Source organism: Myxococcus sp. MISCRS1, from assembly GCF_026626605.1.
Taxonomy (GTDB): Bacteria; Myxococcota; Myxococcia; order Myxococcales; family Myxococcaceae; genus Myxococcus; species Myxococcus fulvus.
Genome location: NZ_JAPNKB010000001.1, coordinates 959,942 through 983,861 on the forward strand (window position 1 = coordinate 959,942; position 23,920 = coordinate 983,861).

At 70.2% G+C, this 23,920-nt stretch carries 26 protein-coding genes; 21 read left to right on the forward strand and 5 right to left on the reverse strand.

Annotated elements, in window-relative coordinates; genetic code table 11:
• Positions 1–15 precede the first annotated feature (15 nt).
• The 17 genes from OWM54_RS03505 to OWM54_RS03585 all read left to right on the forward strand — a co-directional run bounded on the left by OWM54_RS03505 (position 16) and on the right by OWM54_RS03585 (position 16,740).
• On the forward strand, positions 16–282 hold the full coding sequence (locus tag OWM54_RS03505) for an acyl carrier protein (RefSeq protein ID WP_223750172.1): 267 nt from the start codon (positions 16–18) through the stop codon (positions 280–282).
• The gene (locus OWM54_RS03510) at positions 279–830 is read left to right on the forward strand and encodes a hypothetical protein (RefSeq protein WP_267696625.1); all 552 of its coding nucleotides are present in this window, start codon (positions 279–281) and stop codon (positions 828–830) included. The genes OWM54_RS03505 and OWM54_RS03510 overlap by 4 nt, the downstream gene beginning before the upstream one ends.
• A complete protein-coding gene (locus tag OWM54_RS03515; protein ID WP_267696626.1) occupies positions 823–2,517 on the forward strand; it encodes an AMP-binding protein in 1,695 nt (564 codons plus the stop codon). Before OWM54_RS03510 ends, OWM54_RS03515 begins: the two co-directional genes overlap by 8 nt.
• Positions 2,514–3,251 (forward strand): glycosyltransferase family 2 protein, encoded by a 738-nt coding sequence (locus OWM54_RS03520; protein WP_267696627.1) that lies wholly within the window; start codon positions 2,514–2,516, stop codon positions 3,249–3,251. The genes OWM54_RS03515 and OWM54_RS03520 overlap by 4 nt, the downstream gene beginning before the upstream one ends.
• A complete protein-coding gene (locus OWM54_RS03525) occupies positions 3,248–4,192 on the forward strand; it encodes an acyltransferase (RefSeq protein WP_223750176.1) in 945 nt (314 codons plus the stop codon). The genes OWM54_RS03520 and OWM54_RS03525 overlap by 4 nt, the downstream gene beginning before the upstream one ends.
• Positions 4,167–5,723, forward strand: coding sequence for an HAL/PAL/TAL family ammonia-lyase (locus OWM54_RS03530; protein ID WP_267696628.1), 1,557 nt, complete (start codon positions 4,167–4,169; stop codon positions 5,721–5,723). The genes OWM54_RS03525 and OWM54_RS03530 overlap by 26 nt, the downstream gene beginning before the upstream one ends.
• Entirely contained in the window at positions 5,713–6,132 is a 420-nt protein-coding gene (locus OWM54_RS03535) for an acyl-CoA thioesterase (RefSeq protein ID WP_046713096.1), read from the forward strand. Before OWM54_RS03530 ends, OWM54_RS03535 begins: the two co-directional genes overlap by 11 nt.
• Positions 6,129–6,737, forward strand: coding sequence for a LolA family protein (locus OWM54_RS03540; RefSeq protein WP_267696629.1), 609 nt, complete (start codon positions 6,129–6,131; stop codon positions 6,735–6,737). Before OWM54_RS03535 ends, OWM54_RS03540 begins: the two co-directional genes overlap by 4 nt.
• On the forward strand, positions 6,727–9,024 hold the full coding sequence (locus OWM54_RS03545) for an MMPL family transporter (protein ID WP_267696630.1): 2,298 nt from the start codon (positions 6,727–6,729) through the stop codon (positions 9,022–9,024). Before OWM54_RS03540 ends, OWM54_RS03545 begins: the two co-directional genes overlap by 11 nt.
• On the forward strand, positions 9,021–10,250 hold the full coding sequence (locus OWM54_RS03550) for an NAD(P)/FAD-dependent oxidoreductase (protein WP_267696631.1): 1,230 nt from the start codon (positions 9,021–9,023) through the stop codon (positions 10,248–10,250). The genes OWM54_RS03545 and OWM54_RS03550 overlap by 4 nt, the downstream gene beginning before the upstream one ends.
• On the forward strand, positions 10,238–10,804 hold the full coding sequence (locus OWM54_RS03555) for a DUF3261 domain-containing protein (protein WP_223750181.1): 567 nt from the start codon (positions 10,238–10,240) through the stop codon (positions 10,802–10,804). The genes OWM54_RS03550 and OWM54_RS03555 overlap by 13 nt, the downstream gene beginning before the upstream one ends.
• Before the next feature lie 4 nt (positions 10,805–10,808).
• Positions 10,809–11,987: a beta-ketoacyl-ACP synthase gene (locus OWM54_RS03560; RefSeq protein WP_267696632.1), complete on the forward strand. Its 1,179-nt coding sequence runs from the start codon at positions 10,809–10,811 to the stop codon at positions 11,985–11,987.
• A complete protein-coding gene (locus tag OWM54_RS03565) occupies positions 11,987–12,451 on the forward strand; it encodes a 3-hydroxylacyl-ACP dehydratase (RefSeq protein WP_141325833.1) in 465 nt (154 codons plus the stop codon). Before OWM54_RS03560 ends, OWM54_RS03565 begins: the two co-directional genes overlap by 1 nt.
• Positions 12,444–13,175, forward strand: a complete 732-nt coding sequence (fabG, locus tag OWM54_RS03570) for a 3-oxoacyl-ACP reductase FabG (RefSeq protein ID WP_267696633.1) — start codon at positions 12,444–12,446, stop codon at positions 13,173–13,175. The genes OWM54_RS03565 and fabG overlap by 8 nt, the downstream gene beginning before the upstream one ends.
• Positions 13,172–14,410 carry a beta-ketoacyl-ACP synthase gene (locus tag OWM54_RS03575; protein WP_141325835.1) on the forward strand — a complete coding sequence of 413 codons (1,239 nt, stop codon included), beginning with the start codon at positions 13,172–13,174 and terminating at the stop codon, positions 14,408–14,410. Before fabG ends, OWM54_RS03575 begins: the two co-directional genes overlap by 4 nt.
• 11 nt (positions 14,411–14,421) lie before the next feature.
• A complete protein-coding gene (locus OWM54_RS03580; protein WP_223750184.1) occupies positions 14,422–14,865 on the forward strand; it encodes an excinuclease ATPase subunit in 444 nt (147 codons plus the stop codon).
• Between the two features lie 102 nt (positions 14,866–14,967).
• A complete protein-coding gene (locus tag OWM54_RS03585; protein ID WP_267696634.1) occupies positions 14,968–16,740 on the forward strand; it encodes a serine/threonine-protein kinase in 1,773 nt (590 codons plus the stop codon).
• A 210-nt stretch (positions 16,741–16,950) separates the two neighbouring features.
• Here OWM54_RS03585 and OWM54_RS03590 read toward each other — a convergent pair whose 3' ends face one another.
• From OWM54_RS03590 to OWM54_RS03610, 5 genes are all read right to left on the reverse strand, one after another.
• Positions 16,951–17,763, reverse strand: coding sequence for a DUF429 domain-containing protein (locus OWM54_RS03590; RefSeq protein WP_267696635.1), 813 nt, complete (start codon positions 17,761–17,763; stop codon positions 16,951–16,953).
• Between the two features lie 36 nt (positions 17,764–17,799).
• Positions 17,800–18,207 (reverse strand): hypothetical protein, encoded by a 408-nt coding sequence (locus OWM54_RS03595; protein ID WP_267696636.1) that lies wholly within the window; start codon positions 18,205–18,207, stop codon positions 17,800–17,802.
• A gap of 84 nt (positions 18,208–18,291) precedes the next feature.
• Positions 18,292–18,894, reverse strand: a complete 603-nt coding sequence (locus OWM54_RS03600) for a TetR/AcrR family transcriptional regulator (protein ID WP_223750188.1) — start codon at positions 18,892–18,894, stop codon at positions 18,292–18,294.
• Positions 18,895–19,003: 109 nt separating this feature from the next.
• On the reverse strand, positions 19,004–19,489 hold the full coding sequence (locus OWM54_RS03605) for a hypothetical protein (protein WP_267696637.1): 486 nt from the start codon (positions 19,487–19,489) through the stop codon (positions 19,004–19,006).
• A 36-nt stretch (positions 19,490–19,525) separates the two neighbouring features.
• Entirely contained in the window at positions 19,526–20,227 is a 702-nt protein-coding gene (locus OWM54_RS03610) for a DUF6585 family protein (protein WP_223750190.1), read from the reverse strand.
• A 399-nt stretch (positions 20,228–20,626) separates the two neighbouring features.
• Between OWM54_RS03610 and OWM54_RS03615 the strand changes: the two genes are divergently transcribed.
• The 4 genes from OWM54_RS03615 (at position 20,627) to OWM54_RS03630 (ending at position 23,860) form a co-directional block, all read left to right on the forward strand.
• On the forward strand, positions 20,627–21,355 hold the full coding sequence (locus OWM54_RS03615; RefSeq protein WP_223785978.1) for a hypothetical protein: 729 nt from the start codon (positions 20,627–20,629) through the stop codon (positions 21,353–21,355).
• 38 nt (positions 21,356–21,393) lie between these two features.
• Positions 21,394–23,004: a sigma-54 dependent transcriptional regulator gene (locus OWM54_RS03620; protein WP_324289043.1), complete on the forward strand. Its 1,611-nt coding sequence runs from the start codon at positions 21,394–21,396 to the stop codon at positions 23,002–23,004.
• Between the two features lie 60 nt (positions 23,005–23,064).
• On the forward strand, positions 23,065–23,409 hold the full coding sequence (locus OWM54_RS03625; RefSeq protein WP_223750192.1) for a hypothetical protein: 345 nt from the start codon (positions 23,065–23,067) through the stop codon (positions 23,407–23,409).
• Between the two features lie 130 nt (positions 23,410–23,539).
• The gene (locus tag OWM54_RS03630) at positions 23,540–23,860 is read left to right on the forward strand and encodes a hypothetical protein (protein ID WP_267696638.1); all 321 of its coding nucleotides are present in this window, start codon (positions 23,540–23,542) and stop codon (positions 23,858–23,860) included.
• Positions 23,861–23,920: the final 60 nt, after the last annotated feature.

Below are 23,920 nucleotides of genomic sequence, written 5' to 3' on the forward strand. Positions count from 1 at the left end.
TTCGAGGGGGCCCTTATGCACCACATGACCAAGAACCAGCTCTTCGAGAACCTGCGCACGCTCCTGCAGGACACCTTCGACATCGACCCGGCGCGAATCACCCCCGAGGCCCGCCTCCGGGACGACCTGGACATCGACAGCATCGACGCGGTGGACCTGCTGGTGAAGCTCAAGCCCGTGACGGGCAAGCGCATCTCGCCGGAGGTCTTCAAGTCGGTCCGCACCATCCAGGACGTCGTCGACGCGCTGCACAGCCTGCTCGACGAATCCGTGGCGGCGTGAAGCACCTGCGTCCAGCGCTGCTCGGCGTGCTGAGCCTCGCGTACCCGCTCTTGATGTACAGCGGGCTGGGCCGGTTCGAGCCTCGCTGGATGGCGATACCCCTGGTGCTCATGGCCGTCCTGCGCGCCGTGGCCACGAAGGAGCGCGTGTGGCTCGTCACCGCCGCGCTCGCGCTCGTGCTCGCGGGCACCAGCATGCTGGGCAACCACGCCCTGCCGCTGAAGCTCTATCCGGTGCTCGTGAACTCGATGCTGCTCGCCGTCTTCGCCACCAGCCTGGTGTATCCGCCCACCGTCATCGAGCGGCTGGCGCGGCTGCGCGAGCCCCAGCTCCCGGCCTCGGGCGTGGCCTACACGCGGCGGGTGACGCAGGTGTGGTGCGGCTTCTTCGTCGTCAACGGCGGCATCGCGCTCGCCACGGCCCTGTGGGCGAGCGACGCCACGTGGGCGCTGTACAATGGGCTCATCTCCTACGGCTTGATGGGGCTGCTCTTCGCCGGCGAGTGGCTGGTGCGCCGACGCGTGAGGGCGGGCCACGTCCATGGCTGAGAGCGTCGCCCTCGAAGAGCTCCTCACCCACGGCCGCCCCTCCGACTTCCCGGTGGCGCTGCGGGACGGGCACGTGCTGGGGTTCGCGGCCTTCCAGGCCCGGGCCGCCGGCTGGCGCGCGGCCTTCGAGCGGCGCGAGGGTCGGCGCCTGGCGCTGTACTTCGAGGACACGTACGAGTTCGCCGCCGCGCTCCTGGGCGCCTGGCACGCGGGGAAGTGTGTCTACCTGCCGTCCGACCTCCAGCCCGCCACGCTGGAGCGGCTCGCGCGCGAGGTGGAGGGCTTCGCCGGACAGGTCCCCGCCTCGCTCTCCCCGCTCGTGCCCGAGGAGGCCCGGCGCTCCGACTGGAGGCCGCTGTCCTCGGGGGCGCGCTCGCTGGTGGTCTACACCTCCGGCTCCAGCGGCGAGCCCGCGGCCATCGACAAGCACCTGGGCCAGCTCACGCGCGAGGTCCACACGCTGGGCCGCCTCTTCGACGCGCGCGTCGGCGACGCCCGCGTGCTCGCCACCGTCTCGCATCAGCACATCTACGGGCTCTTGTTCCGGGTGCTCTGGCCGCTGACGGCGGGCCGGCCCTTCCTCGCGCGGAGCCTGCCGTATCCGGAGGAGCTGCTCGCGGAGCTGACGAAGGGCCCCTCCGTGCTCGTGGCCAGCCCCGCCCACCTCAAGCGGCTGCCCGGGACGCTGGCGTGGGAGGGCGCTCGCGGGAACCTTCGCGCGGTGTACTCGTCCGGAGGGCCGCTTCCCACCGAGGCGCTGCACGCGTGCCGGACGCTCCTGGGTCAGGCGCCGGTGGAGGTCTACGGCAGCTCGGAGACGGGCGGCATCGCGTGGCGACAGCGCTCGCGCGAGGACGACGCGGGCTGGACGCTGATGCCGGGCCTGGAGGTCCGCCTGGAGGACGACGCGCTCGCGGTCCGCTCCCCGCACCTGCCTGAGGACGGCTGGTTCCAGACCGAGGACCGGGCGCGGCTCCTGCCGGAGGGCTTCGAGCTGCTGGGGCGCAAGGACCGCCTGCTCAAGCTCGAGGAGAAGCGCGTGTCGCTGAGCGCCATGGAGCGAACGCTCGTGGCGGGCGGGCTCCTCACCGAGGCGCGCGTGGTGCCGCTGCAAGAGGGCCTGCGGGTGACGCTCGCGGTGGTGGCGGTGCCCACGGCCGCTGGCGGGAGGCTCCTCACGGGACAGGGCAAGCGCTCGCTGAACCAGGCCCTGCGGGAACAGCTGACCCACGGCTTCGAGCCTGCTGTCCTTCCGCGTCGATTCCGGTATCTGGAGGCGATGCCAGTCAACAGCCAGGGCAAATCCACCGAGGCGGCACTCACCGCCCTCTTCGACTCCCGCAGGCCGCCCCTGCGCGTGCTCGAGCAGGGTCCGGAGAAGGCCGTGCTGAGCCTGGAGACGCCGGCGAGCCTGCCCCAGTTCAAGGGCCACTTCCCCCAGAAGGCCATCCTGCCCGGCGTGGCGCAGATTGAATGGGCCATCCAGTTCGCCCGCGAGCTGTTCACGCTGCCGCCCCACTTCCTGCGCATGGAGGTGGTGAAGTTCCAGCAGCTCATCGTCCCCGAGACGCAGGTGACGCTGGAGCTGACGTGGAGCGCGACCAAGGGCAGCCTCCACTTCAAGTACACCTCCGAGGCCGGCACCCACGGGAGCGGCCGCATCCTGTTCACCGAGGTCCACGGATGAAGGTCTGCGCGGTGATTCCCGTCTACAACCACGGCGAGGCCGTGGGCGCGGTGGTGCACGCCGTGCGCTCGCATGGACTGCCGTGCGTGCTGGTGGACGACGGCAGCGAGCCGGGCTGCGCGCGGGTGCTGGACTCGCTCGCGGAAGCGGACGCGTCCGGTGTCTCCGTGGTGCGCCTGCCCCAGAACGAGGGCAAGGGCGGCGCGATGATGGCGGGCCTCAAGGCGGCCCAGGCCGCGGGCTACAGCCACGCGCTGCAGATCGACGCCGACGGTCAGCACGACACCGGCGACATCCCGCGCTTCCTGGAGCTGGCGAAGGGCGCGCCCGACAAGCTCGTCTGCGGCACGCCCGTGTACGACGAGTCGGTGCCCAAGGGCCGGCTGTACGGCCGCTACGCCACGCACATCTGGGTGTGGATCAACACGCTGTCCCTGGCCATCCGCGACTCGATGTGCGGCTTCCGCGTCTATCCGCTGGCGCCCACCGTGGCGCTCATCGACCAGGTGCGCATCGGCAAGCGGATGGACTTCGACGTGGAGGTGCTGGTGCGGCTGTACTGGCGGGGGATGGGCATCCTCAACCAGCCCACCCGCGTGCGCTACCCCACCGACGGCATCTCCCACTTCGACGTGCTCTGGGACAACGTGCGCATCTCCGGCATGCACGCGAAGCTGTTCTTCGGGATGCTGGCGCGGCTGCCGCTGCTCCTCTGGAGGAAGGTCTCCTCATGAGGGCGCGGCACTGGGCGGAGATGGGAGAGAGCACGTTCGTGCTCGGCATCTGGCTCCTGTACTGGGTCCACCGGCTCCTGGGCCGCTGGCCGTTCCGCCTGTGCCTGTACCCCGTCGTGTTCGTCCACTGGCTGTCGCGCCCCGTGGTCCGCGACGCGTCGCTGCAGTACCTCACGCGCGTCCAGGCGGCCACGGGCGCCATCGGCCACACGCCGGGCCGGAAGGACAGCCTCAAGCACCTGGTGACCTTCGCGGAGACGATGCTCGACAAGCTGCTCGCCGTCAGCGGCCGCTACCGCTTCGAGCAGGTCCGCACCGAGGGGCGCGAGCAGTTCTACGAGGTCGTGAAGCAGGGCAAGGGCGGCATCATCGTCACCGCGCACATGGGCTGCCTGGAGCTGTGCCGGGCCATGGCGGAGAAGCGCGGCGAGGTGAAGCTCCACATCCTGGTGCACACCCGCCACGCCGAGCAGTTCAACCGGCTGCTCAAGCGGCTCAACCCCGACAGCATGTTCCAGCTGGTGGAAGTCACGGACATGGGGCCCGGCACCGCCGTGGCGCTGGAGAAGTACGTGGCGGCGGGCGAGTTCGTGGTGATTGCCGGGGACCGCGTGCCGGTGAACGCCAGCCAGACGGTGGACGTGGAGTTCCTGGGGCACCCGGCCGCCTTCCCCGTGGGGCCGTACGTGCTGGCCTCGCTGTTCAAGTGCCCGCTGTACCTGCTGGGCTGCATCCACGAGAACGGCGGATACACCATCCACTTCGAGTGCCTGGCGGAGAAGGTCGAGCTGCCCAGAGGCAGGCGCGTGCCCGCGCTGACGGAGCACGCCAGGCGTTATGCCGGACAGGTGACGGCGCTCTTGAAGCGCTCACCGTTCGATTGGTTCAACTTCTTTCCCTTCTGGGATCAGGCGAATGTCTCCGCCAGGAATCAAGAGTGAGCGCGCGGTCCGGTTCGATGGGAGCCGGCTCGCCATCGAGGACGTGTCCGCGCTGTCGCGCCGCGAGCGCGAAGCCGAGCTGAGCACCGCCGCGGAGTTCCGGGGACGCATCACCCGGGGCGCGGAGTTCCTGGACCGGCTCTTGGCCGAGGACGGGCACATCTACGGGGTGACGACGGGGTACGGAGACTCGTGCACCGTCACCATCCCCCCGGAGCTGGTGGCCGAGCTGCCGCACCACCTCTACGCCTACCATGGCATCGGCGCGGGCCGCTTCCTCACCCCCGAGGAGACGCGCGCGGTGCTCGCGGCCCGGCTGGCGTCGCTGTCGCAGGGCGTGTCCGGCGTGGGCCTGGGGCTGCTCCACCAACTGGAGCAGTTCCTGCGCCTGGACATCCTGCCGCTGATTCCGGCCGAGGGCTCGGTGGGCGCCAGCGGTGACCTGACGCCCCTGTCCTATGTGGCCGCCGCGCTGTGCGGTGAGCGCGAAGTCCTCCACCGGGGCGAGCGCCGTCCCGCGGCCGAGGTGCTGGCGAAGCATGGGCTTTCGCCCCTGAGGCTGCGCCCCAAGGAGGGGCTGGCCATCATGAACGGTACGGCGGTGATGACCGCCCTGGCCTGCCTCGCGTGGGAGCGCGCGGAGTACCTGAGCCGGCTGGCCACGCGGCTGACGGCCTTCAACGTGGTGGCGAGCGCCGGCAACGCGCACCACTTCGACGAGGCCCTGTTCGCCGTCAAGCCGCACGTGGGCCAGCAGCGCGTGGCCGCGAGGCTGCGGCAGGACCTGGCCACCGAGCGCCCCAGCCGCAACGAGCAGCGCCTGCAAGACCGCTACTCGCTGCGCTGCGCGCCCCACGTCATCGGCGTGCTCGAGGACGCCCTGCCCTTCTTCCGCGCGCAGATTGAGAACGAGCTCAACAGCGCCAACGACAACCCGCTCATCGACCCGGACAGCGAGCGGGTGCTGCACGGCGGGCACTTCTACGGCGGCCACATCGCCTTCACCATGGACGGGCTGAAGAACGCGGTGGCCAACGTGGCGGACCTCTTGGACCGTCAGCTCGCGCTGCTGGTGGACACCCGCTACAACCACGGCCTGCCGTCCAACCTCTCCGGGGCGACGGGCCCGCGCGCGGCCATCAACCACGGCCTCAAGGCGGTGCAGCTCAGCGTGTCCGCGTGGACGGCGGAGGCGCTCAAGCAGACGATGCCCGCGTCCGTCTTCTCCCGCTCCACCGAGTGCCACAACCAGGACAAGGTGAGCATGGGCACCATCGCCGCGCGCGACTGCCTGCGCGTCCTGGAGCTGTCCGAGCAGGTGGTGGCCGCCATGCTCATCGCGGCGCGTCAGGGAATCGCGCTGCGGCAACGCGTTGCTCAAGGTTTGAATCTCACGGCGTCTCTGGCGTCGATGCAGGCCGAGCTGGAGCAGCGAATCCCGTTGGTGGTGGAGGACCGCGCGTTGGACCGTGAGCTGCAAGCGCTGCTGGGGGCCATCCGCGCCCGTGAGTGGAGGCTCTATGAAGCCTGACCTCAGCCACGAAATCGAGCTGACGCCGCCCTTCCATGACATCGACCTGATGGAGGTCGTCTGGCATGGCCACTACGTGAAGTACCTGGAGCTGGCGCGGTGCGCGCTCCTGGCGAAGTTCGACTACGACTACCCGCAGATGCTGGCGTCCGGCTACGCGTGGCCCGTGGTGGACATGCGGCTGAAGTACGTGCGCTCGGCGACGTACGGGAAGGCGCTCAGGATTCGCGCCGAAATCACCGAGTGGGAGAACCGGCTGCGCATCGACTACGTGCTGCGCGACGCGGCCACGGGCCAGAAGGTGAACCAGGCCCACACCATCCAGGTCGCCGTGTCCATCGCCACCAAGGAGATGCTGTACGTCTGTCCGCCGGTGCTCTGGCAGCGGCTGGGGGTGAAGCCCGAATGAAGCGCGTGCTCCTGCTCGTGGCGCTGCTCTGGGGAGCGGCGGCGAGCGCCCGTGACGTCGTGTCCCAGGTCCGCGAGCGGCTCGTGGATGTGCCGCTGCTGCGCGGCGACTTCGAGCAGAAGAAGACGGTCTCCGGCTTCAAGAAGCCGCTGGTGTCGCGCGGGGTCTTCCTCCTGTCGCGCGAACAGGGCGTGCTGTGGGACACGAAGGCGCCCTTCGCCTCCACCCTCACGCTGACGCGCAAGTCGCTGAGCGCCGAGCAGGGCACGGGCGCGGCGGCGTACCACCTGGACGCGAGCAAGGAGCCGGGGCTCGCCGCGGTGAACGAGGTGATGTTCGCGCTGCTGTCCGGCGACGTGAAGGCGCTCTCCAAGCGCTTCAAGGTCGAGGGGGAGCTGGTGGGCGCGGCGGGCTGGAAGCTGACGCTCACGCCCACGGACACGGGCCTGCAGCGCGTGTTCCGGAGCATCCACCTGGAGGGCGACCAGTACGTGCGGCGAGTGCAACTGGAGGAGGCCCGAGGCGACTCGAGCGTCATCCTCTTCGACAAGCTGAGCCAGACGCCTCCTCCCAGCGACGCGGAAGCCGGACGCCTTGCGAAATAAGTGGGCCATCCTGTGGCTGCTCGTGGTGCTCGTCGTGGGCGCGCACCAGGTCCGGTTCTGGCGCTCGGCGCGCCTGGACACGGATGTGCTGGCGCTGCTGCCCGAGGACGAGCAGGCCCCCGAGGTCGGCGCCGCCACGCGCAAGCTCGCCGACCAGGCCGGCCGTGAGCTGGTGATGCTGGTGGGCGCGGCGGACTGGGACTCGGCCCAGCGCGCGGCGGACGTGGTCAAGGCGGAGCTGTCGCGCGAGGATTCGCCGCTGAAGGCCTCCGCGCTGGATGCGTCCTCGCTGGAGACGGCGCTGGAGCTCTACCGCCCCTATCGCGACAGGCTGCTCACCGCCTCGCAGCGCGAGTGGCTGGCGAAGGCGAGCCCGGAGGAGCTGGGCGGCACCGCGCTGATGAAGCTGTACCAGCCCGCGGGCCCCAAGCTGACGGACTGGGAGGCGGACCCGCTGGGCCTGTGGCCCGACTGGTGGGCGGCGCGCGCATCGGAGAGCACCGCGCGTCCGCGGGATGGACGCCTGTGGTTGTCGGGCGAGGGGCGTGAGTGGGTGCTGCTCGCGTGGCACAGCCAGGTGTCCGCCTTCGCGCTGGGCGACGAGGGGAACATCACCTCCGCGGTGGCGCGAGCGCGCGCGACCATGGAGGCCCAGGTGCCCGGCAGCCGGATGGTGTCCGCGGGCGTGCCGCTGTACGCGGAGGCCGCCGCGTCCCAGGCCAGCTCGGAGATGTCCACCATCGGCATCGGCTCGCTCGCGGCGGTGCTGTTGCTCGTCTGGCTCACGTTCCGCTCGGTGCGGCCCATCGTCCTGGTCGGCGTGTCGCTGGCGCTCGGGTGCGCCGTGGCGCTGAGCGTCACGGCCCTGGTCTTCGAGCGGGTGCACCTGCTCACCCTGGTGTTCGGCTCCAGCCTGGTGGGCGTGGCGGAGGACTACGGCTTCCACTACTTCGCCGCGCGCCAGGGCAGGCCGCCCTCGGAGCGCTGGCCGCTGATGCGCGGCCTCCTGCCTGGCATGGTGCTGGCGCTCGCCACCAGCGTGGTGGCGTACCTGGCGCTGGGCGTGGCGCCCTTCCCCGGCCTGCGGCAGATGGCGCTCTTCTCCGCCACGGGCCTGGTCGCCGCGTTCCTCACCGTCGCGTGCTGGTTCCCCCTGCTGGACACGGGTGAGCTGCCGGTGACGTCCTTCGCCACCCGCTTCGGCGCGTCGCTGTCGCGCTGGCCGCGCTTCACGCACACGCCCGCGTGGTGGGTGGGCACGGCGGTGCTCGGCCTGTTCGTCGTCGGCGGCCTGTGGCGGCTGGGCACGCGCGACGACGTGCGCCAGCTCCAGAACGCGCCCGCGCACCTCATCTCCGACCAGCGCGAATTGGGGCGCCTGCTCGGCCTGCCCAGCCCCGCCCAGTTCTTCCTGGTGGGCGGTGACGACGCGGAGCAGGTACTGGAGCGGGAGGCCGCGCTCAAGGCGAAGCTGGACCCGCTCGTCATGCAGAAGGTGCTCTCGGGCTACCGCGCGGTGTCGGACTGGCTGCCCAGCATGGCGCGGCAGCGCGCGGACGCGGAGCTGAGCGCGCGCGCGGAGGCGCAGGCGGTGGCCGCGGTGGCCGAGGCCACGGGCGAGGCCCCCACGCGCGCCCGCTTCGCCGACGACGTGTTCACCCCCGAGCGGCTGTTGGCCAGCCCCGCCTCGGCGGCCATCCGCCAGCAGTGGCTGGGCCAGCTGGGCGACGGCCACTTCAGCATCGTCATGCTGCGCGGGCTCAATGACCCGTCCGTGCTGCCGCGCGTGGCCGATGCCGCACAGGGGCTGGAGGGCGTGCGCTGGGTGGACAAGACGCGGGAGATCTCCAGCCTGCTGGAGCGCTACCGCCGGCTCATGGGCGGGCTCATCGTGCTGGGCTACGTCGCGGTGCTGCTGCTGCTCGTCGCGCGCTTCGGCCGACAGGCCTGGCGGGCGTGGGTGCCCACCGCGCTGGGGACACTGGTGACGCTGGCCTGCTTCGGCTGGGTCGGCGAGCCGCTCCAGCTCTTCACGGTGCTCGGCTTCATGCTCCTTTTGGGCATGGGCGTGGACTACGGCATCTTCATGCTGGAGCACCCCGGGGACAACTCCGCCTGGCTCGCGGTGGCGCTGGCGGGCGTGAGCACCCTGCTCTCCTTCGGACTCCTGGGACTCTCCGCCACGCCGGCGCTGCGCTCCTTCGGACTCACCATGTTGTTGGGCGAAGTCACCATCTGGGTGTTCACGCCCTGTTGCAGACTGCCATCAGGCAAGGACGTGTCGTGAAGATCGAAAAAACGGAAGTCGTCATCATCGGGGCGGGTCCGTCGGGTTCAGTGGCGGCGGGCATCCTGCGCAAACAAGGCCGTCAGGTGTTGATCCTGGAGCGCGAGGAATTCCCCCGCTTCTCCATCGGAGAGAGCCTGTTGCCGCAGAGCATGCAGTACATCGAGGAAGCGGGGATGCTCCGCGACGTCGTGGAGGCGGGCTTCCAGTACAAGAACGGCGCGTCCTTCGTACGCGGCGACAAGTACACCGACTTCGACTTCCGCGAGAAGTCCTCCCAGGGCTGGGGCACCACGTACCAGGTGCAGCGCGCACACTTCGACCACGTGCTGGCGCTCGCCGCCGAGCGCATGGGCGCCACGCTGCGCTTCCGCCACACCGTGGAGTCCGTGGACGTCTCCGGCCCCACGCCGGAGCTGACGGCGCGCGGCCCCGACGGTGAGCCCTACCGCGTCCAGGCCCGCTTCCTGCTCGACGCCAGCGGCTTCGGCCGCGTGCTGCCCCGCCTCCTGTCGCTGGAGACGCCGTCCAACTTCCCGGTGCGCGGCGCGCTCTTCACGCACGTGGAGGACCGCGTCGCGCCGGGCACGTTCGACCGCAGCAAGATCCGCATCACCGTGCACCCCCAGCACGTGCACGTCTGGTACTGGACCATCCCCTTCTCCAACGGGCGCTGCTCGCTGGGCGTGGTGGCCAGGCGCGAGTACCTGGAGCAGTTCAAGGGCACGGAGACCGAGCGGCTCAAGGCCATCGTCGCCGAGGACCCTTCGCTGTCCGGCCTCCTGAAGGACGCCGTCTGGGACACGCCCGCGCGCGCCATCACCGGCTACGCGGCCAACGTGAAGTCGCTGTGGGGCAACGGCTTCGCGCTGCTCGGCAACGCGGGCGAGTTCCTGGACCCCGTCTTCTCCTCGGGCGTCACCATCGCCGTGAAGTCCGCGAGCCTGGCGGCGAAGTGCATCGCCCGGGAGTTCGCGGGTGAGAAGGTCGACTGGGAGGCCGACTACGCGGTGCCCCTCAAGGGCGGCGTGGACACGTTCCGCACCTTCGTCGAGTCCTGGTACCAGGGCGGCTTCCAGGACGTCATCTTCCACCCCAACGCCTCGCCCGAGGTGCGCAAGATGATCTCCGCCATCCTCGCCGGCTACGCGTGGGACAAGGAGAACCCCTTCGTGGCCGACAGCAAGCGCCGGCTCGGCGTGCTCGAGAAGCTGTGCGCGGCCTGAGCGCAACCCTCGCCCTGGTGGGGCTCGCCTCCTGCGTCACCCCGGCCCCGCGCCGGGGCGCGCCGGAGGTGGCCTTGCCCGCGCTCGCCCTGCCGCCGGCCTCGCTCGGCGCCAGCGTCAGCCTGACGCAGCGGCTGAGCTTCGCCCACGAGTTGGACCCGGGCGGCCCGCGCTCGCTGGAGGCCCTGCTGGAGGTCGACCCGGCGGCGCTGCGCCTGGCCGGCTTCGCGCTGGGCCAGCGGGTCTTCACCATGGAGTGGGACGGTGAGCGGCTGGAGGAGCAGCGGGACGCGCGGGTGCCCGAGCAGTTCCAGGCTCGGACGGTGCTGCGCGACATCCAGTGGGTCTACTGGCCCGCCCCCGCGGTGCGGGATGCGCTCCCGCCAGGATGGACGCTCGAGGACGGCCCGGGCCAGCGGGTCCTGCGGTATGGAGACAAGGAGTGGATGTCGGTGCGCTATGGTGGAGAGCCCCGCTGGAAGGGCCGCGCGGAGCTGGTCAACGCGGCGGAACACTACCGGCTGACCATCGACTCCCAACCCACGGAGGAGTGAGCCCGTGACGCCGCCCGTCTTCCTCAACCACCTCGGCGTGGTGTGCGCCCTGGGCCATGGCACCACCGAGGTGGCCCAGGCCCTCTTCGGCACCCAGCCGACGGGCGTGGCCCCCAGCCCCGACTTCGCCTCCCGCGTGCTGCACGTGGGGCAGGTCACCTCGCCGCTCGTGGCCACGGACGCGCTGCCGGTGCACCTGCGGAGCCGCAACAACGCGCTCCTGCTCACCGCGCTCGCCCAGGTGCGTCCCGCCGTGGACGAGGCCCTGCTGCGCTACGGGCCCCAGCGCGTGGCCGTGGTCCTGGGCACCAGCACCTCCGGCATCGGCGAGAGCGAGGCCGCCATCAAGGTCCGCGAGGCCACGGGCGAGCTGCCCGCGCACTTCGACGTGCGACAACAGGAATTGGGCTCGCCCGCGCTGGCGCTCAACCACGTGCTCGGGGTGAAGGGGCCCTCGTTCGTCATCTCCACCGCGTGCTCGTCCAGCGCCAAGTCCCTGGCCACCGCGGCCCGGCTCCTGCGCTCGGGAATCGCCGACGCGGTCATCACCGGCGGCGCGGACGCGCTGTGCGCCTTCACCGTGGCGGGCTTCGCCTCGCTCGACTCGGTGAGCGAGGCCCGGTGCAACCCGATGAGCGTCCACCGCCGGGGCATCAACATCGGGGAAGGCGCGGCGCTGTTCCTGATGACGCGCGAGCCGGGGCCCGTGCGGCTCGCGGGCTGGGGCGAGTCCTCCGACGCTCACCACCTCTCCGCGCCCGAGCCCGGGGGACGGGGCGCCCTGGTCGCCATGCGGACGGCGATGGAGCGCGCGGGCGTGACGGCGGCCGACGTGGGCTACGTCAACCTCCACGGCACGGCGACGCCGCAGAACGACGCCATGGAGAGCCGCGCGGTGGCCTCGCTCCTGGGGCAGGCCGTGCCGTGCAGTTCCACCAAGCCGCTCACCGGGCACACGCTGGGGGCCGCGGGCGCGCTGGAGGCGGCCCTGTGCTGGCTGACGCTCACCGACGCCCACGGGCGGCTTCCGCCCCACTGGTGGGACGGCGAGGCGGACCCGGAGCTGCCCGCGCTGGCGCTGGTGAAGCCGGGAACGGCGCTGGGGCGCCCGCCGCGCTATGTCCTGAGCAACTCCTTCGCCTTCGGCGGCAGCAACGCCGCGCTTCTGTTGGGGACGGCCTGATGCGCACGCCCATTGCCTTCGACATCTCGGAGATTGTCCCCCACGCCGACCGCATGCGGCTGATAGACAGGGCGGTGGAAGGCGACGAGGAGGGCCTGGTGGCCGAGGTGACGCTGCGCGAGGACTGCCTCTTCCAGGAAGGGGGCGAGGTGGGCGGCTGGGTGGGCATCGAGTTCATGGCCCAGGCCATCGCCGCCTACGCCGGCTGGCGGCAGCGGCTGCAGGGACAGCCCCAGCGGATGGGCTTCCTCCTGGGCACGCGCAAGTACGAGTGCAGCCGCCCGTCGTTCAAGGTGGGCGAGCACCTTCGCATCGAGGTCCGCCGACAATTCTGGACGGACGAGGGCATGAGCCAGTTCGACTGCACCCTGGGCGTGGGCGGGGAGACGGTGGCCACCGCGGCGCTGACGGTGTTCCAGCCGCCGGCCTCGGTGGACCTGACGAAGGTGGGCAAGGATGAGTGAGAAGACGGTACTGGTGACGGGCTCCAGCCGGGGCATCGGCCGCGCCATTGCCCTGCGGCTGGCGCGCGACGGCTTCGACGTCGTGGTGCACTGCCGCGCCAAGGCGGAGGAGGCGGAGGCGGTGGCCGCGGGCGTGCGCGAGCTGGGCCGCGCGTCGCGGGTGCTGCGCTTCGACGTGGCCGACCGCGCCGACACGGAGAAGGTGCTGCTCGCGGACATCGAGGCCCACGGCTGCTACTACGGCGTGGTGTGCAACGCGGGCATCGCCCGGGACAACGCCTTCCCCGCCATGCCCGCGGAGGACTGGGACGCGGTCATCCACACCAACCTGGACGCGTTCTACAACGTGCTCAACCCGCTGAGCATGCCGCTGGTGCGCAGGCGCAAGCCCGGGCGCATCGTCACGCTGTCCTCGGTGTCCGGCCTCATGGGCAACCGGGGCCAGGTGAACTACAGCGCGGCGAAGGCGGGCATCATCGGCGCCACGAAGGCGCTGGCGGTGGAGCTGGCCAGCCGTGGAATCACGGTGAATTGCGTGGCGCCGGGCCTCATCGACACGGAGATGGTGGAGCCGCACGTCGTCGAGGAGGCGCTGAAGATGATTCCGGCGAAGCGGCTGGGCAGGCCCGAGGAGGTCGCCGCCGCGGTGAGCTTCCTGATGAGCGAGGACGCCGCGTACGTCACGCGGCAGGTCATCTCCGTGAATGGAGGGCTGCTGGGATGAAGCGGGTCGTCGTCACGGGCGTGGGCGCGCTGAGCCCCCTGGGCCATGACTGGCCGCAGGTGGAGGCCCGGCTCAGGTCGCTGCGCAATGCCGTGCAGGTCATCGAGGACTGGAAGCAGTACGAGGGGCTCAACACCCAGGTGGGCGCGCCCACCGCGCCGTTCGAGCTGCCGCCGCAGACCTACTCGCGCAAGACGATGCGCGGCATGGGCCGGGTGGCGCTGCTGGCCACGCGCGCCAGTGAGCTGGCGCTCGTCGACGCGGGGCTCCTGGGCGACGCGCTGCTCTCCAGCGGGAGGATGGGCGTGTCGTACGGCTCGTCCACCGGCTCGCCGCCGAGCATCGGCGACTTCGGCCGGATGCTGATGAACAAGAGCACCGAGGGCATCACCGCCACGTCCTACGTGCGCTCCATGTCCCATACGGCCGCCGTCAACATCGGCGTCTTCTTCGGGCTCACCGGGCGCATCATCACCACGTCGAGCGCGTGCACGTCCGGCAGCCAGGGCATCGGCTACGCGTACGAGGCCATCAAGATGGGCCGGCAGGTGGCCATGCTCGCCGGAGGCGCCGAGGAGCTGGACGCCACCGGCGCCGCCGTGTTCGACACCCTGTTCGCCACCAGCACGAAGAGCAACGGCACCCCGGAGCTGACGCCCCGCCCCTTCCACGCCCAGCGCGACGGCCTGGTGCTCGGCGAGGGCGCGTGCACGCTGGTGCTGGAGGAGCTGGAGCACGCCCGGGCCCGGGGCGCGCGCATCTACGCGGAGCTCATCGGCTACGGGACCAACAGCGACGGGCGCCACATCACCCAGCCGCACTCGGAGACCATGGCCCTGGCGATGCGACTGGCCCTGGAGGACGCGGGCGTGGAGCCGGGCGCGGTGGCCTACGTCAACGCGCACGGCACCGCCACCGACACGGGCGACGTGGCGGAGAGCGTGGCCACGAACCAGGTCTTCGGCGAGCGGATGCCCATCTCGTCCCTCAAGAGCTACATGGGACACACGCTGGGCGCCTGCGGCGCGCTGGAGGCGTGGATGACGGTGGAGATGATGCGCTCGGAGTGGTTCGCCCCCACGCTCCATCTGGATGAAGCGTCGGTGGACCCCCGCTGCGCCCCGCTGGACTACGTGACGGGAAATGGCCGAAGGATCCAGGCCGACGTCGTCATGTCGAACAACTTCGCCTTCGGTGGCATCAACACCTCGTTGATCTTCCGCCGGTGGCAGTGACGGAGAACTCCATGAAGAAGGCAATGCTGCTGTCGCTGCTCGCGCTCACCGTCTCCACCCCGGCCCTGGCGCGCGACACCGTGGTCATGATTCCGCTCAAGGAAGTCCTGGCCATGCCCCAGGCCCAGGAGAAGCTGGACGGCACGGTGCGCTTCTACCTGGCCGGCGCCAAGACGCCCGACATCGTCAAGGAGATGGGCGAGGACGTCTCCAACAAGAAGACCAACGGCCTCAACAAGTCCGACGAGGAGGGCTGCAAGTGGGCCACCCTCTCCGCGCTCATCGCCCTGCAGGAGGGCGCCAAGAAGCGCGGCGCCAACGCCGTGGTCGGCATCGTCAGCTACTACAAGAAGAACGAGCTGCAGCACGCGACCGAGATCGAGTGCCACGCCGGCACCTTCGCCATCGGCGTCGCCCTCAAGGGCACGTACGCGAAGGTCGCGGGCAAGAAGTAGCGCCTTTCCACGGGGGTCCTCGACCACCCCGGTGGCTTGGTTTGAGCCCCGTCCAAGTCGTAATTCGCGAGGAGCGGGAGGCCTGGACTAGGCTCCCGCGTCGTGACGCCCTACACGATGTTGCATCTGGCATTGGCCGGCGCCTTCCTGGTGCTCGCGCTGGTGCACCTGGCGACGTGGGGCGCGGTGCGCTCCCAGCGGGTGCAGCTGTGGCTGGCCACGAGCTTCCTGGGCTTCGCGGCGCTGAGCTTCTCCACCGGCGTGACGAGCCACGAGGCGGGGCGGCTGTTCATCGACACGCGGCCCTGGTTGCTGTTGGGCGCGCTGATGGCCATCCCCCTGCCCTACACGCTGCTGCGGGTGCTGTGGGCGCTGTTGGACCTGCCGCTGACGCCCTGGCGCAAGGTGTTGGTGGCGCTGGCGGTGGCCTTCGGCGCGCTGCGCATCGTGGACGTGCTGGGCTCGGTGCTTTCGAGCGCGAGCGTGCGGATGACGCCGGCGGAGCTGGGCCAGGCGACCTCCAGCCTGGGGTTGCCCATGTTCTGGTTGCTCGCCTTCACGGTGGGCGGGACGTGGGCGGTGGAGGCGCTGCGGGCGCTCAAGCGGCGCGGGGCCATGGCGGTGGCGGTGCTGTTCGCCGCGCTGTGCGCGCTCGGCATCCTGGGGCGGGAGCTGGCGGTGGACCTGGGGTGGACGCAGGGGCCGTCCTTGACGACGCTGGTGGGGATTCCTTTCCTGATGCTGGCGACGACGGCGCTGGCCATCCTCACCGCGCGCTCGCTGCGGGGCGCGGACCTGGGCACGGGCATCCACCGCTACCGGCGCCTGTCGCGGTTGGGGCGTGGCGGGATGGGCGAGGTGTGGCTCGCGGTGCGCACGGGACGGGCGGGGTTCCACCGGCTGGTGGTGCTCAAGCGGATGGTCGACGAGGGGGGCGAGGACCTCGCGGTGCGGCTGCAGCGATTCATCGGCGAGGCGCGTACGGCGGCCAGGCTGCATCACCCGAACATCGTCTCCGTGCATGACCTGGGACAGGTCGACGGCGCGTGGTTCATCGTCATGGAGTACCTGAGCGGCGTGAATGCGCTGAAGCTCGCGCGGCAGGTGCGGCGCGGGAGCGTGGTGCCGCTCGAGGTGGTGGTGGAGATCTGCGTGCAGGCGCTGCGGGGGCTCGCGTACGCGCACGAGCGCGGCGTCATCCACCGGGACATCAGCGCGGACAACCTGGTGGTGACGTTCGACGGCGTGGTGAAGGTGGTGGACTTCGGCATCGCGCACGGGCTGGGCGCGCCGCAGGAGTCGTCCGTGTCCACCGCGTCCGTGCCCGCGCTGAGCCACCTCACCCAGGAGGGGGATGTCATCGGCAAGGTCGCGTACATGCCGCCCGAGCGGAGGGCGGGGGCCCCGGCGACGGTGTCCGGGGATGTGTATGCGCTCGGCTGCGTGCTGCATGAGCTGCTGTGGGGTGAGCTGCCGGGCATCGGCATGAGCCTCCAGCAGCGCGCGCTGTGGGATGGGCCCGAGGCGGCCGAGGTGAACCGGAAGCTGCGGGCCATCGTCGACCGGGCGCTGCACCCCATGCCCGCGCGGCGCTTCGAGGATGCGCGGCAGATGGAGCTGGCGCTGGAGGCCCTGAGGCCCGCGCTGCCTGCGGTGAATCTGGCGCGGTGGCTGCGCGAGGACTTCGTGGAGAAGTACGCGCATGAGTGCGCGCTCGCGGACTTGAGCGACCCCACGCCCGAGCAGGTGGAGGCGCTCCAGTCGCGCGCGCCCGGGGTGGCTCCGGTGGAGCTCGTCCCCACCCAGCTGGTGGCGCCAGTGGAGGCCGCGCCCACGGAGCTGCAGGCCACGCGCAAGCTGCGCGCCCCGAGCTGATGAAGCCGAGCGGCTCGTGCCAGCATGGCGTCAACAGAAGCCATGCCGCGAGCGGCACGCCGAGCCTCGAGGTCCTCATCGCTCCGACATGGCACAGACCAGGGCCGCCCCTGGTGAGCTGCGGCGTGCGCGCTCCGAGCCGGAGCGCCCCTCGCGGCGTGGGGACGGAGGACCTCGTCGGTTGCGAGTGCCGCGCGTCTCCTCGGGGCGCTATGGGCCGGGGCGCTCCTGTACCGGGTAGATCCACCCTTCTCCCGAGCGCACCACGGAGGCGGGAGCACCACTGAACCCCGAGGCCCAGGCCGACGCGGCCGACAGCGCCGCGAGGAGCGAATCGAGCGCGTCGCCATCCGCGTCGGAGACCAGGGTGAGCTGGTCGCGGGTGGAGATGACCAGCCCGGTGGATGCACGAACGCATCGGAGGAGGTCGCGGCGGCGCTCGGCGAAGTCGCGGCCCTTGTATGTCCTGGGCAATCCCAACCAGCGGACGACCTCGGCGGGGAGCACCTCCACCACCGCCGGCCCGGGGTGCATGCTCCACGGAGGAACGGCCCCGCGCCAGCCCGCGAGCGCACGCAGGCCCCAGTACGTCTGTCTGAACATGCGCAGGTTCGTGGGCGCGAACGGCGCCGAGCACGTCAGGTCCGTGACGCGCTTCTTCTCCGGCCCCACCGCGTCCCTGAACGCTTCAGCCGAGGCATGCGCCTTCGCCACCGCGGCCCCCAACCGCGAGGGGCCCGTCACGGGGAGCCCCAGGCGCCGGAGCTGGCTCGCCTCCAGGCTGAAGCAGAAGTCGAGCCCGGCCACGTCGGCGCCGTGGGACGACAACCAGGGCCCCAGCCCCTCCGCCACCACGAGCGCGCCTCCGGAGGAGAACGGGCGCACGAGCGACACGAGCCTCGCCCGCCCCGCCTCGAACTCCACGGTGGCGGCCCAGACCTTCCGGTGGGCGTGGACCGCGCCACTCCAGTCCACTCCCACCGCGCGCCCCTGCCGCGGGAGCCACATGCGGCGCGACGTCACGACCCGAAGCTCCCGCGCACGCTCACCCCAAGGGCCTCAGAAGTAGAGCCACCGCGCGCCCGTGGGCGAGCTCGAATACGCCGAGCACAGCAACGCGTCCGCGAAGCCACTGCCACTACAGCACGCCATCTGCGTCCCAATCTGACTGCGCAGGCAGGACTGGTTCGCATACTGGCTGCACGCGGGCAGCCCCGAGCAGGCGGACTGGGAGCACGCCGTGAACACCCCATCACACGTGACGCCCTGCCCGTCCGTGCCCGAGCACGTCGTCCCCGAACACGACACGGACGTGGACCCGGGACACGACACGGAACAGACGGCGAGCTGGGAATGCGTCGCGCCCTCCTCCGAAGGCGCCGCGGAGCCGGGCTCCAGCTCCGCTCCACCACATCCGATGAACGAAAGCGCGACGAACAACGCCAACATGACTCCCGACGGCTTCATGTGCGTACCCCCGGCTTGGACGGACAGCCGCGCGACTCTAACGCGCGAGGTCCGGGAGTTCGATGTGCCCCGCCCCACTCACCCTCACGATGAAGTGTCATCGGAAACGGGTGACCGCATCGTCAGCCCACGAAGCACCAGCTCGAGCATCTCCGAGAGCGCCGCACGCTGACGGGCGCCCTCCGCTGACGTGAGGAGCATTCCGGTGATGCCGTGGAGCCCGGCCAACAGCCCCATCGCGACGCTCCGGGGCTCGCGGACGACGAAGGCCCCCCGCGCCTTCCCCTCGACGATGATGGACTCCAGCAGCGCGAGCTCCCGCGCCCGGTCCTCCCGGAGGAAGGGCTCGGCGACGGGGATGAACTCCAGCATCGCGGTTTCAGGGAGCGAGAGCGTCCGCGTGACGCGCGTGAGCTGCGCCTCGCGCACCTCGATGAACGTGCGCAGCTTCGCTTCCGGAGTCGCCGCCCTGCGCACCGCAGCCTCCAGGTGGACGAGCGCCTCGCCCCGGTTGCGGTCGATGACGGCGCCGAGCAGCGCCTCCTTGCTCTCGAAGTGGAGGTAGACGGTCCCCTTGCCGATGCCCGCGCGCTTCGCGATGTCCTCGATGGAGGTCTTCTTGAAGCCGAGCCGGGAGAAGCTGTCCGTGGCGGCGTCGAGAATCGCGGTGCGGTGCTCGGAGCTCATGCCCCGAGGGTAGACCGGAGGGCCGGTCCCCCCAAGCGACACGAAGCGCCCCGTGCCACGCGCACACGGGGACGGCCGGCCGCCTGGAGACAGGAGGCGAGCGAGGGCTTCAGCGCTGGCTGTAGCGGTCGCAGGTGGCCAGGTACTCGTCGCTCGACATGTCGAGCGCGGCCACGCGGTACTGCTTGCCCTTGGGCTTCTTCAGCGTGGTCTTGATGACCACGAACTTCCCGATGGGGATGCCCATGTACGACTGGTCGAGGTAGGTGTTCTCCTCGATGTGCTCCCAGGCGATGTGCACGCCATCCGCGAAGTGGATGCCGTCGTGGCCGATGGTGAGCCCGGGCTGGTCCATCTTGCCCAGCACCATCGGCTTGATGCAGTTGACCAGCATCACCAGACAGCCGAACAGGATGAGCCCGGCGATGGCGAGCACGGCGGCGCCCTTGTCACGCGCGGCGAACGCGAGGTAGCCGAAGAACGCCGTGGCCACCACCCAGATGACGGTGCCGATGACGAGCTTCGTGCGCGAGTAGTAGAAATGCTGGGGCTGGTTCGACTTCGCCTTCGACTGAGCGGATCGGTAGAGTTCCATGATGTGCTGCCTGACGGTGGGGTGAGGACGAAAAGCTCAGCCGGCGAGCCGGTCTGAGAGGTAGGAGAACAGGACGGGCGCGTTGACGAGCTTCTCCTCGTCGATCTTGTGCAGCCGACCGTTCGCGAGGATGTGCAGCTCCCGAGTGGAGACGCCCTGCTCGAAGTCGTCCTGCAGCCGCAGCGACTCGATGTCCTCCCACTCGATGAGCTTCTTCTTGAAGACCAGCCCCTCGGCGCGGATCCACAGCGGACCGAAGCGCACCTCTTCGCCGCGAGCCACCTGGCGACGGATGGCCGGCAGCAGCATGGAGACGACCTGCTGGGTGACCACGGCCTCCAACTCGTCCGAGTCACTCCACAGGTGCAGCCGCAGCCGGTACTTGCTGTCGCGGTGCGCGAGGATGAGGCACTCGTTGTTGTGCTCGCGCACGATGCTCGTCATGTCGCGCCACAGGACGGACTTCTTGCCCACGTGGATGCCGCGGGCGTCGAGCACCAGCGAGTTCGGCGAGAGCAGCCACGCGAACAGGTCGCCCGCGCGCCAGAGAATCAGATAGAGCCCACACGGGATGCCGAGCAGCGCGAAGGCGAACCCCGTCTGACTGCGCACCATCCCCTTCACCATGTCCGCGGGCAGCAGATGGATGCCCGAGGGCGTGAGCATCATCGCGAGCGCGAAGTAGATGAGGACGAGTCCCCCCGCCAGCCAGGACAGGGTGTGCGTGGGGAAGACCAATGAGTGCGAGTACTTCAGGGGACGACTCCCAGCGGGCCGACCGGGGCACGAGCCTCAGCGAACGTTCGGTCACCTATAAAGGAGTGCGGGCGATTTTTCGACCCCGAAACACTCTCCGCGACACCGCCTCATTTGGGAGTCAGGCTTTCCAAGCCAGCCCTGTTGGACGCGCAGGGAAATGCAGCCCGGCTCCGCCTGCCGTCTCACACGGTGAGACTCACCCTCCGCGAATGCGCGGGTAGCTCCAGGGAGTGTGTCCAGGACATGCCGTGGACATGTCGTCGACACGCCAGGTCTTCGAGGCCGCCCTCCACGGGGCCGTCGGGGTGCGTGGCACATGTCCTGCTCTCGACAGGCTCGGCGTGAGCGACACGCCGGTCCCCACTCCTGGAGAGAGCAATGGCTTCCTATCAATGGAACGACGGCCACATCCTGACGTTGTCCCAAGGCGACACCGCGAGCTGCGCGGGCGGACTCAACAAGGATCTGCTCCATGCGCTCTTCTTCTACAACAGCGCGCAGAACGAGACCGGCGCCACGCTGACCGTCGTGTGGAAGAACAGCGAGGCGCCCGTGACGGTGCGAGTGCCCGGCACCAACGCGAAGCAGGGGCTGGCGTCGCTGTTCTTCGTGTCGGGTGACGACACCAACAACGTCTCGGTGGGCATGAGCAACAACCAGCCTGGAGCCCAGGTGCAGTGCTTCATCGGGAGCGTCAAGATGCCCACCAACACCACGGGCCTCAACAACACGCTGCTGGAGGCGGATGGGAAGCTGCATCCCCTCAAGACGTTCACGCGGTACCACACCGCGCCCCAGCCCTCCTGGTACCAGGGACAGCTGCAGAGCAACGTCAATCAGTTCATGTCCGTCCAGTTCACCTCCAAGAAGGCGACCGTCAACCTCGTGAACAGCCAGGTGGAGCCCACGAGCGCGTTCTATTACGCGACCTCCCGGCTCAAGGACCTGGTGCAGATCAACCGCGCCGAGTCCCAGACACTGCAGTGGAACCTCCAGGGCAACGGGGAGCAGGTGGTGTGGATCAACGCGACCAGCCTCCAGAACTCACAGACTGCGTCCATCGCCTTGCAGAGCCTCGCCTCGCTCTACAAGCTGGTCCAGGACTAGCGCCTCCGCGGGTGGGAAGCCGGCTACAATGCCAGCTCGTGTCCCGGCCCCCTCTCGTCTCCCCTCCATCGCCCCAGCTCCTCGCGGATGTCTCGACGGCCGCGGAGCCCCCGCGCCGGGGCGGTGAGCCCATGCACCACCCGGCGGCGGTATTGACGCTCGTCGCCCATCCCCAGCTCGCCCGGGTGGGCGAGCGGCGGGTGCTCGAGGACCTCCTCGCGGGGCAGGAGTGGGTCCTCTCGCGCAACGCTCCGGACTTCACGCCCGCGTCCAGCGCCTTCGGTGCGCCGCTGGGGGACCCGTTCCTGAGCCGCAAGCCCTTCCTCCGGTTCAATCGCACGCAGACAGGGATTCGCGTCAGCGTGGGGCCCGAGACCCGGTGCACATCGGACGGCGTGCCACTGCGGGACTCGCGCGAGTGGGACCTGGAGGCGGTGCGCTCGGGGGTGCCCCTGGAGCTGGCGGGGCGACTCGTCCTGCTGCTGCATCTGTGCGAACCCGGACCATCCACCGCGCTCGCATCGCCGGGCATGGTGGGAGAGAGTGTGGGATTGCGCCGGGTGCGCAAGGACATCCAGCGCGTGGCGGACCTGGACCTGTGTGTCCTCATCCGGGGTGAGACGGGGACCGGAAAGGAATTGGTCGCCCAGGCGCTCCACCAGCAGGGCCCGCGCGCGAGGAAGCCCTTCCTGAGCATCAACCTGGGCGCCATCCCCAGGGAGCTCGCGGCGGCGGAGCTGTTCGGCGCCGCCAAGGGGGCCTTCACCGGGGCGAACCAGGCACGTGATGGTTTCTTCCGCGCCGCCCAGGGCGGCACCCTCTTCCTGGATGAAATCGGCGAGGCCTCCGCCGAGCTCCAGGTCATGCTCCTGCGAGTCCTGGAGACGGGTGAGCTGTTCCCCGTCGGCGCCAGCACGCCGGTTCGCACGGACGTGAGGCTGGTCGCCGCCACGGACGCGGACCTCGAGACCCACATCCGCGACGGCCGCTTCAAGGCGCCGCTGCTCCACCGGCTCGCGGGCTATGAAATCCAGCTGCCGCCCCTGCGCGAGCGCCGCGAGGACATCGCCCCGTTGTTCCTCCACTTCGCCCGGGAGGCGTTGGAGTCCATCGGGGAGTCGCATCGACTGACGCCGGGAGACCCCTACCAGGAGCCCTGGTTGCCACCGGCGCTCGCGGTCCGGCTGCTGCGCCATTCCTGGCCCGGGAACATCCGCCAGCTGCGCAACGTCGCGCGACAGCTCGTGGTCGGCAGCCGGGGACAATCCCAGCTGGAGCTGGGCCCGCGGCTCGCACAGGAGCTGGAGTCTCCCCTGCCCCTCGCGCGGCCTCCGGCTCCCGCGTCGCCTGACGCCGAGCCCCTCACCCGCCGCAAGTCCACGGAGGTGACGGAGCCGGAGCTGCTCGAGGCCCTGCGCGCGCACGAGTGGGACGTCAAGCGCGCCGCGGACCACCTGGGAATCCCCCGCTCGTCCATCTACAACCTCATCGAGCGCAGCCCGGTCATCCGGCTCGCCGGGGACTTGAGCGTGGAGGAGCTCACCCGCTGCTTCCACGAGTGCCAGGGTGACCTCGACACCATGGTCCGCCGCCTGGAAGTCTCCCGGCGCGCGCTCAGCCGTCGCATCAAGGAGCTGGGGCTCGGCTGACCCGATGACGGGGCCCCTGGATTGCAATCACATCGTGCCTCTCACGAAGTGGAGGCATGGATGAGCAATCCCCTTCCCAAGAAGCAACCACTGGCACCCGCCCCGGGCCTCGAAACCCTCGAGGCCGAGCCGGATCTCTGGAGCCTCGACGGCACGGGCTATCAGCCCGGCCAGGTCATTCCCATCCCAGGGCATGCCTCGGTCGAACTCGAGGCGTCGCCTCAGTTCATCAAACCGCAGCTCTATCTGGATGGCTCCCCCGTCGGGGACGGGGCCATCATCATGGGCCTGGCCCCCGGCATGCACCCGGTCGAATGCACATACACGGGCGAGGGCGACGTCGCTGGAGACCTCACGGGGACCCTCAACGTCGGCACCGGCACCGATGACGACGCACACAAGTAAGCAGGGCGAAAGCGAGGCCAGGATGAGCACCCCAGCTCCTCAGCGCCCCCTGGAGAGACACGCCGATTACCGCATCGAACTCAGGGACGATGGCTGGTATCTCAACAACGTGAAGTCGCCCCGCCAAGGCATGAGCATCCCAGCGGGCCGCGAAAACACCCTCCTGTTCACAATCACGGCCGGGACCCGCTCCATCCTCGAGGACGTACCTGTCCAGCTCCACATCGGACTCAGCGGCGCGGCAGCCGCCCTCCACACCCCCGTCCGCCTGAACACCCTGCTTCCCGACGTCCTGCCCTCCGGGAGCTACCTGCTCACGGTCTACTCCTCGGAGAAGAAGCTGCTGGGTGACATGACGGGGACGTTGAACGTCGGAAAGGGTGGAGATGAGCCCCCATCCTCGGTGTCGCCACGAGCAGCGGGCGTGGACGACTCCAGCCAGGGTCGCTGAACCCGAGCCGCACGAATGGGCGGGGCCCGTGGATTGCACATCCCGGGCACTTCTCACATC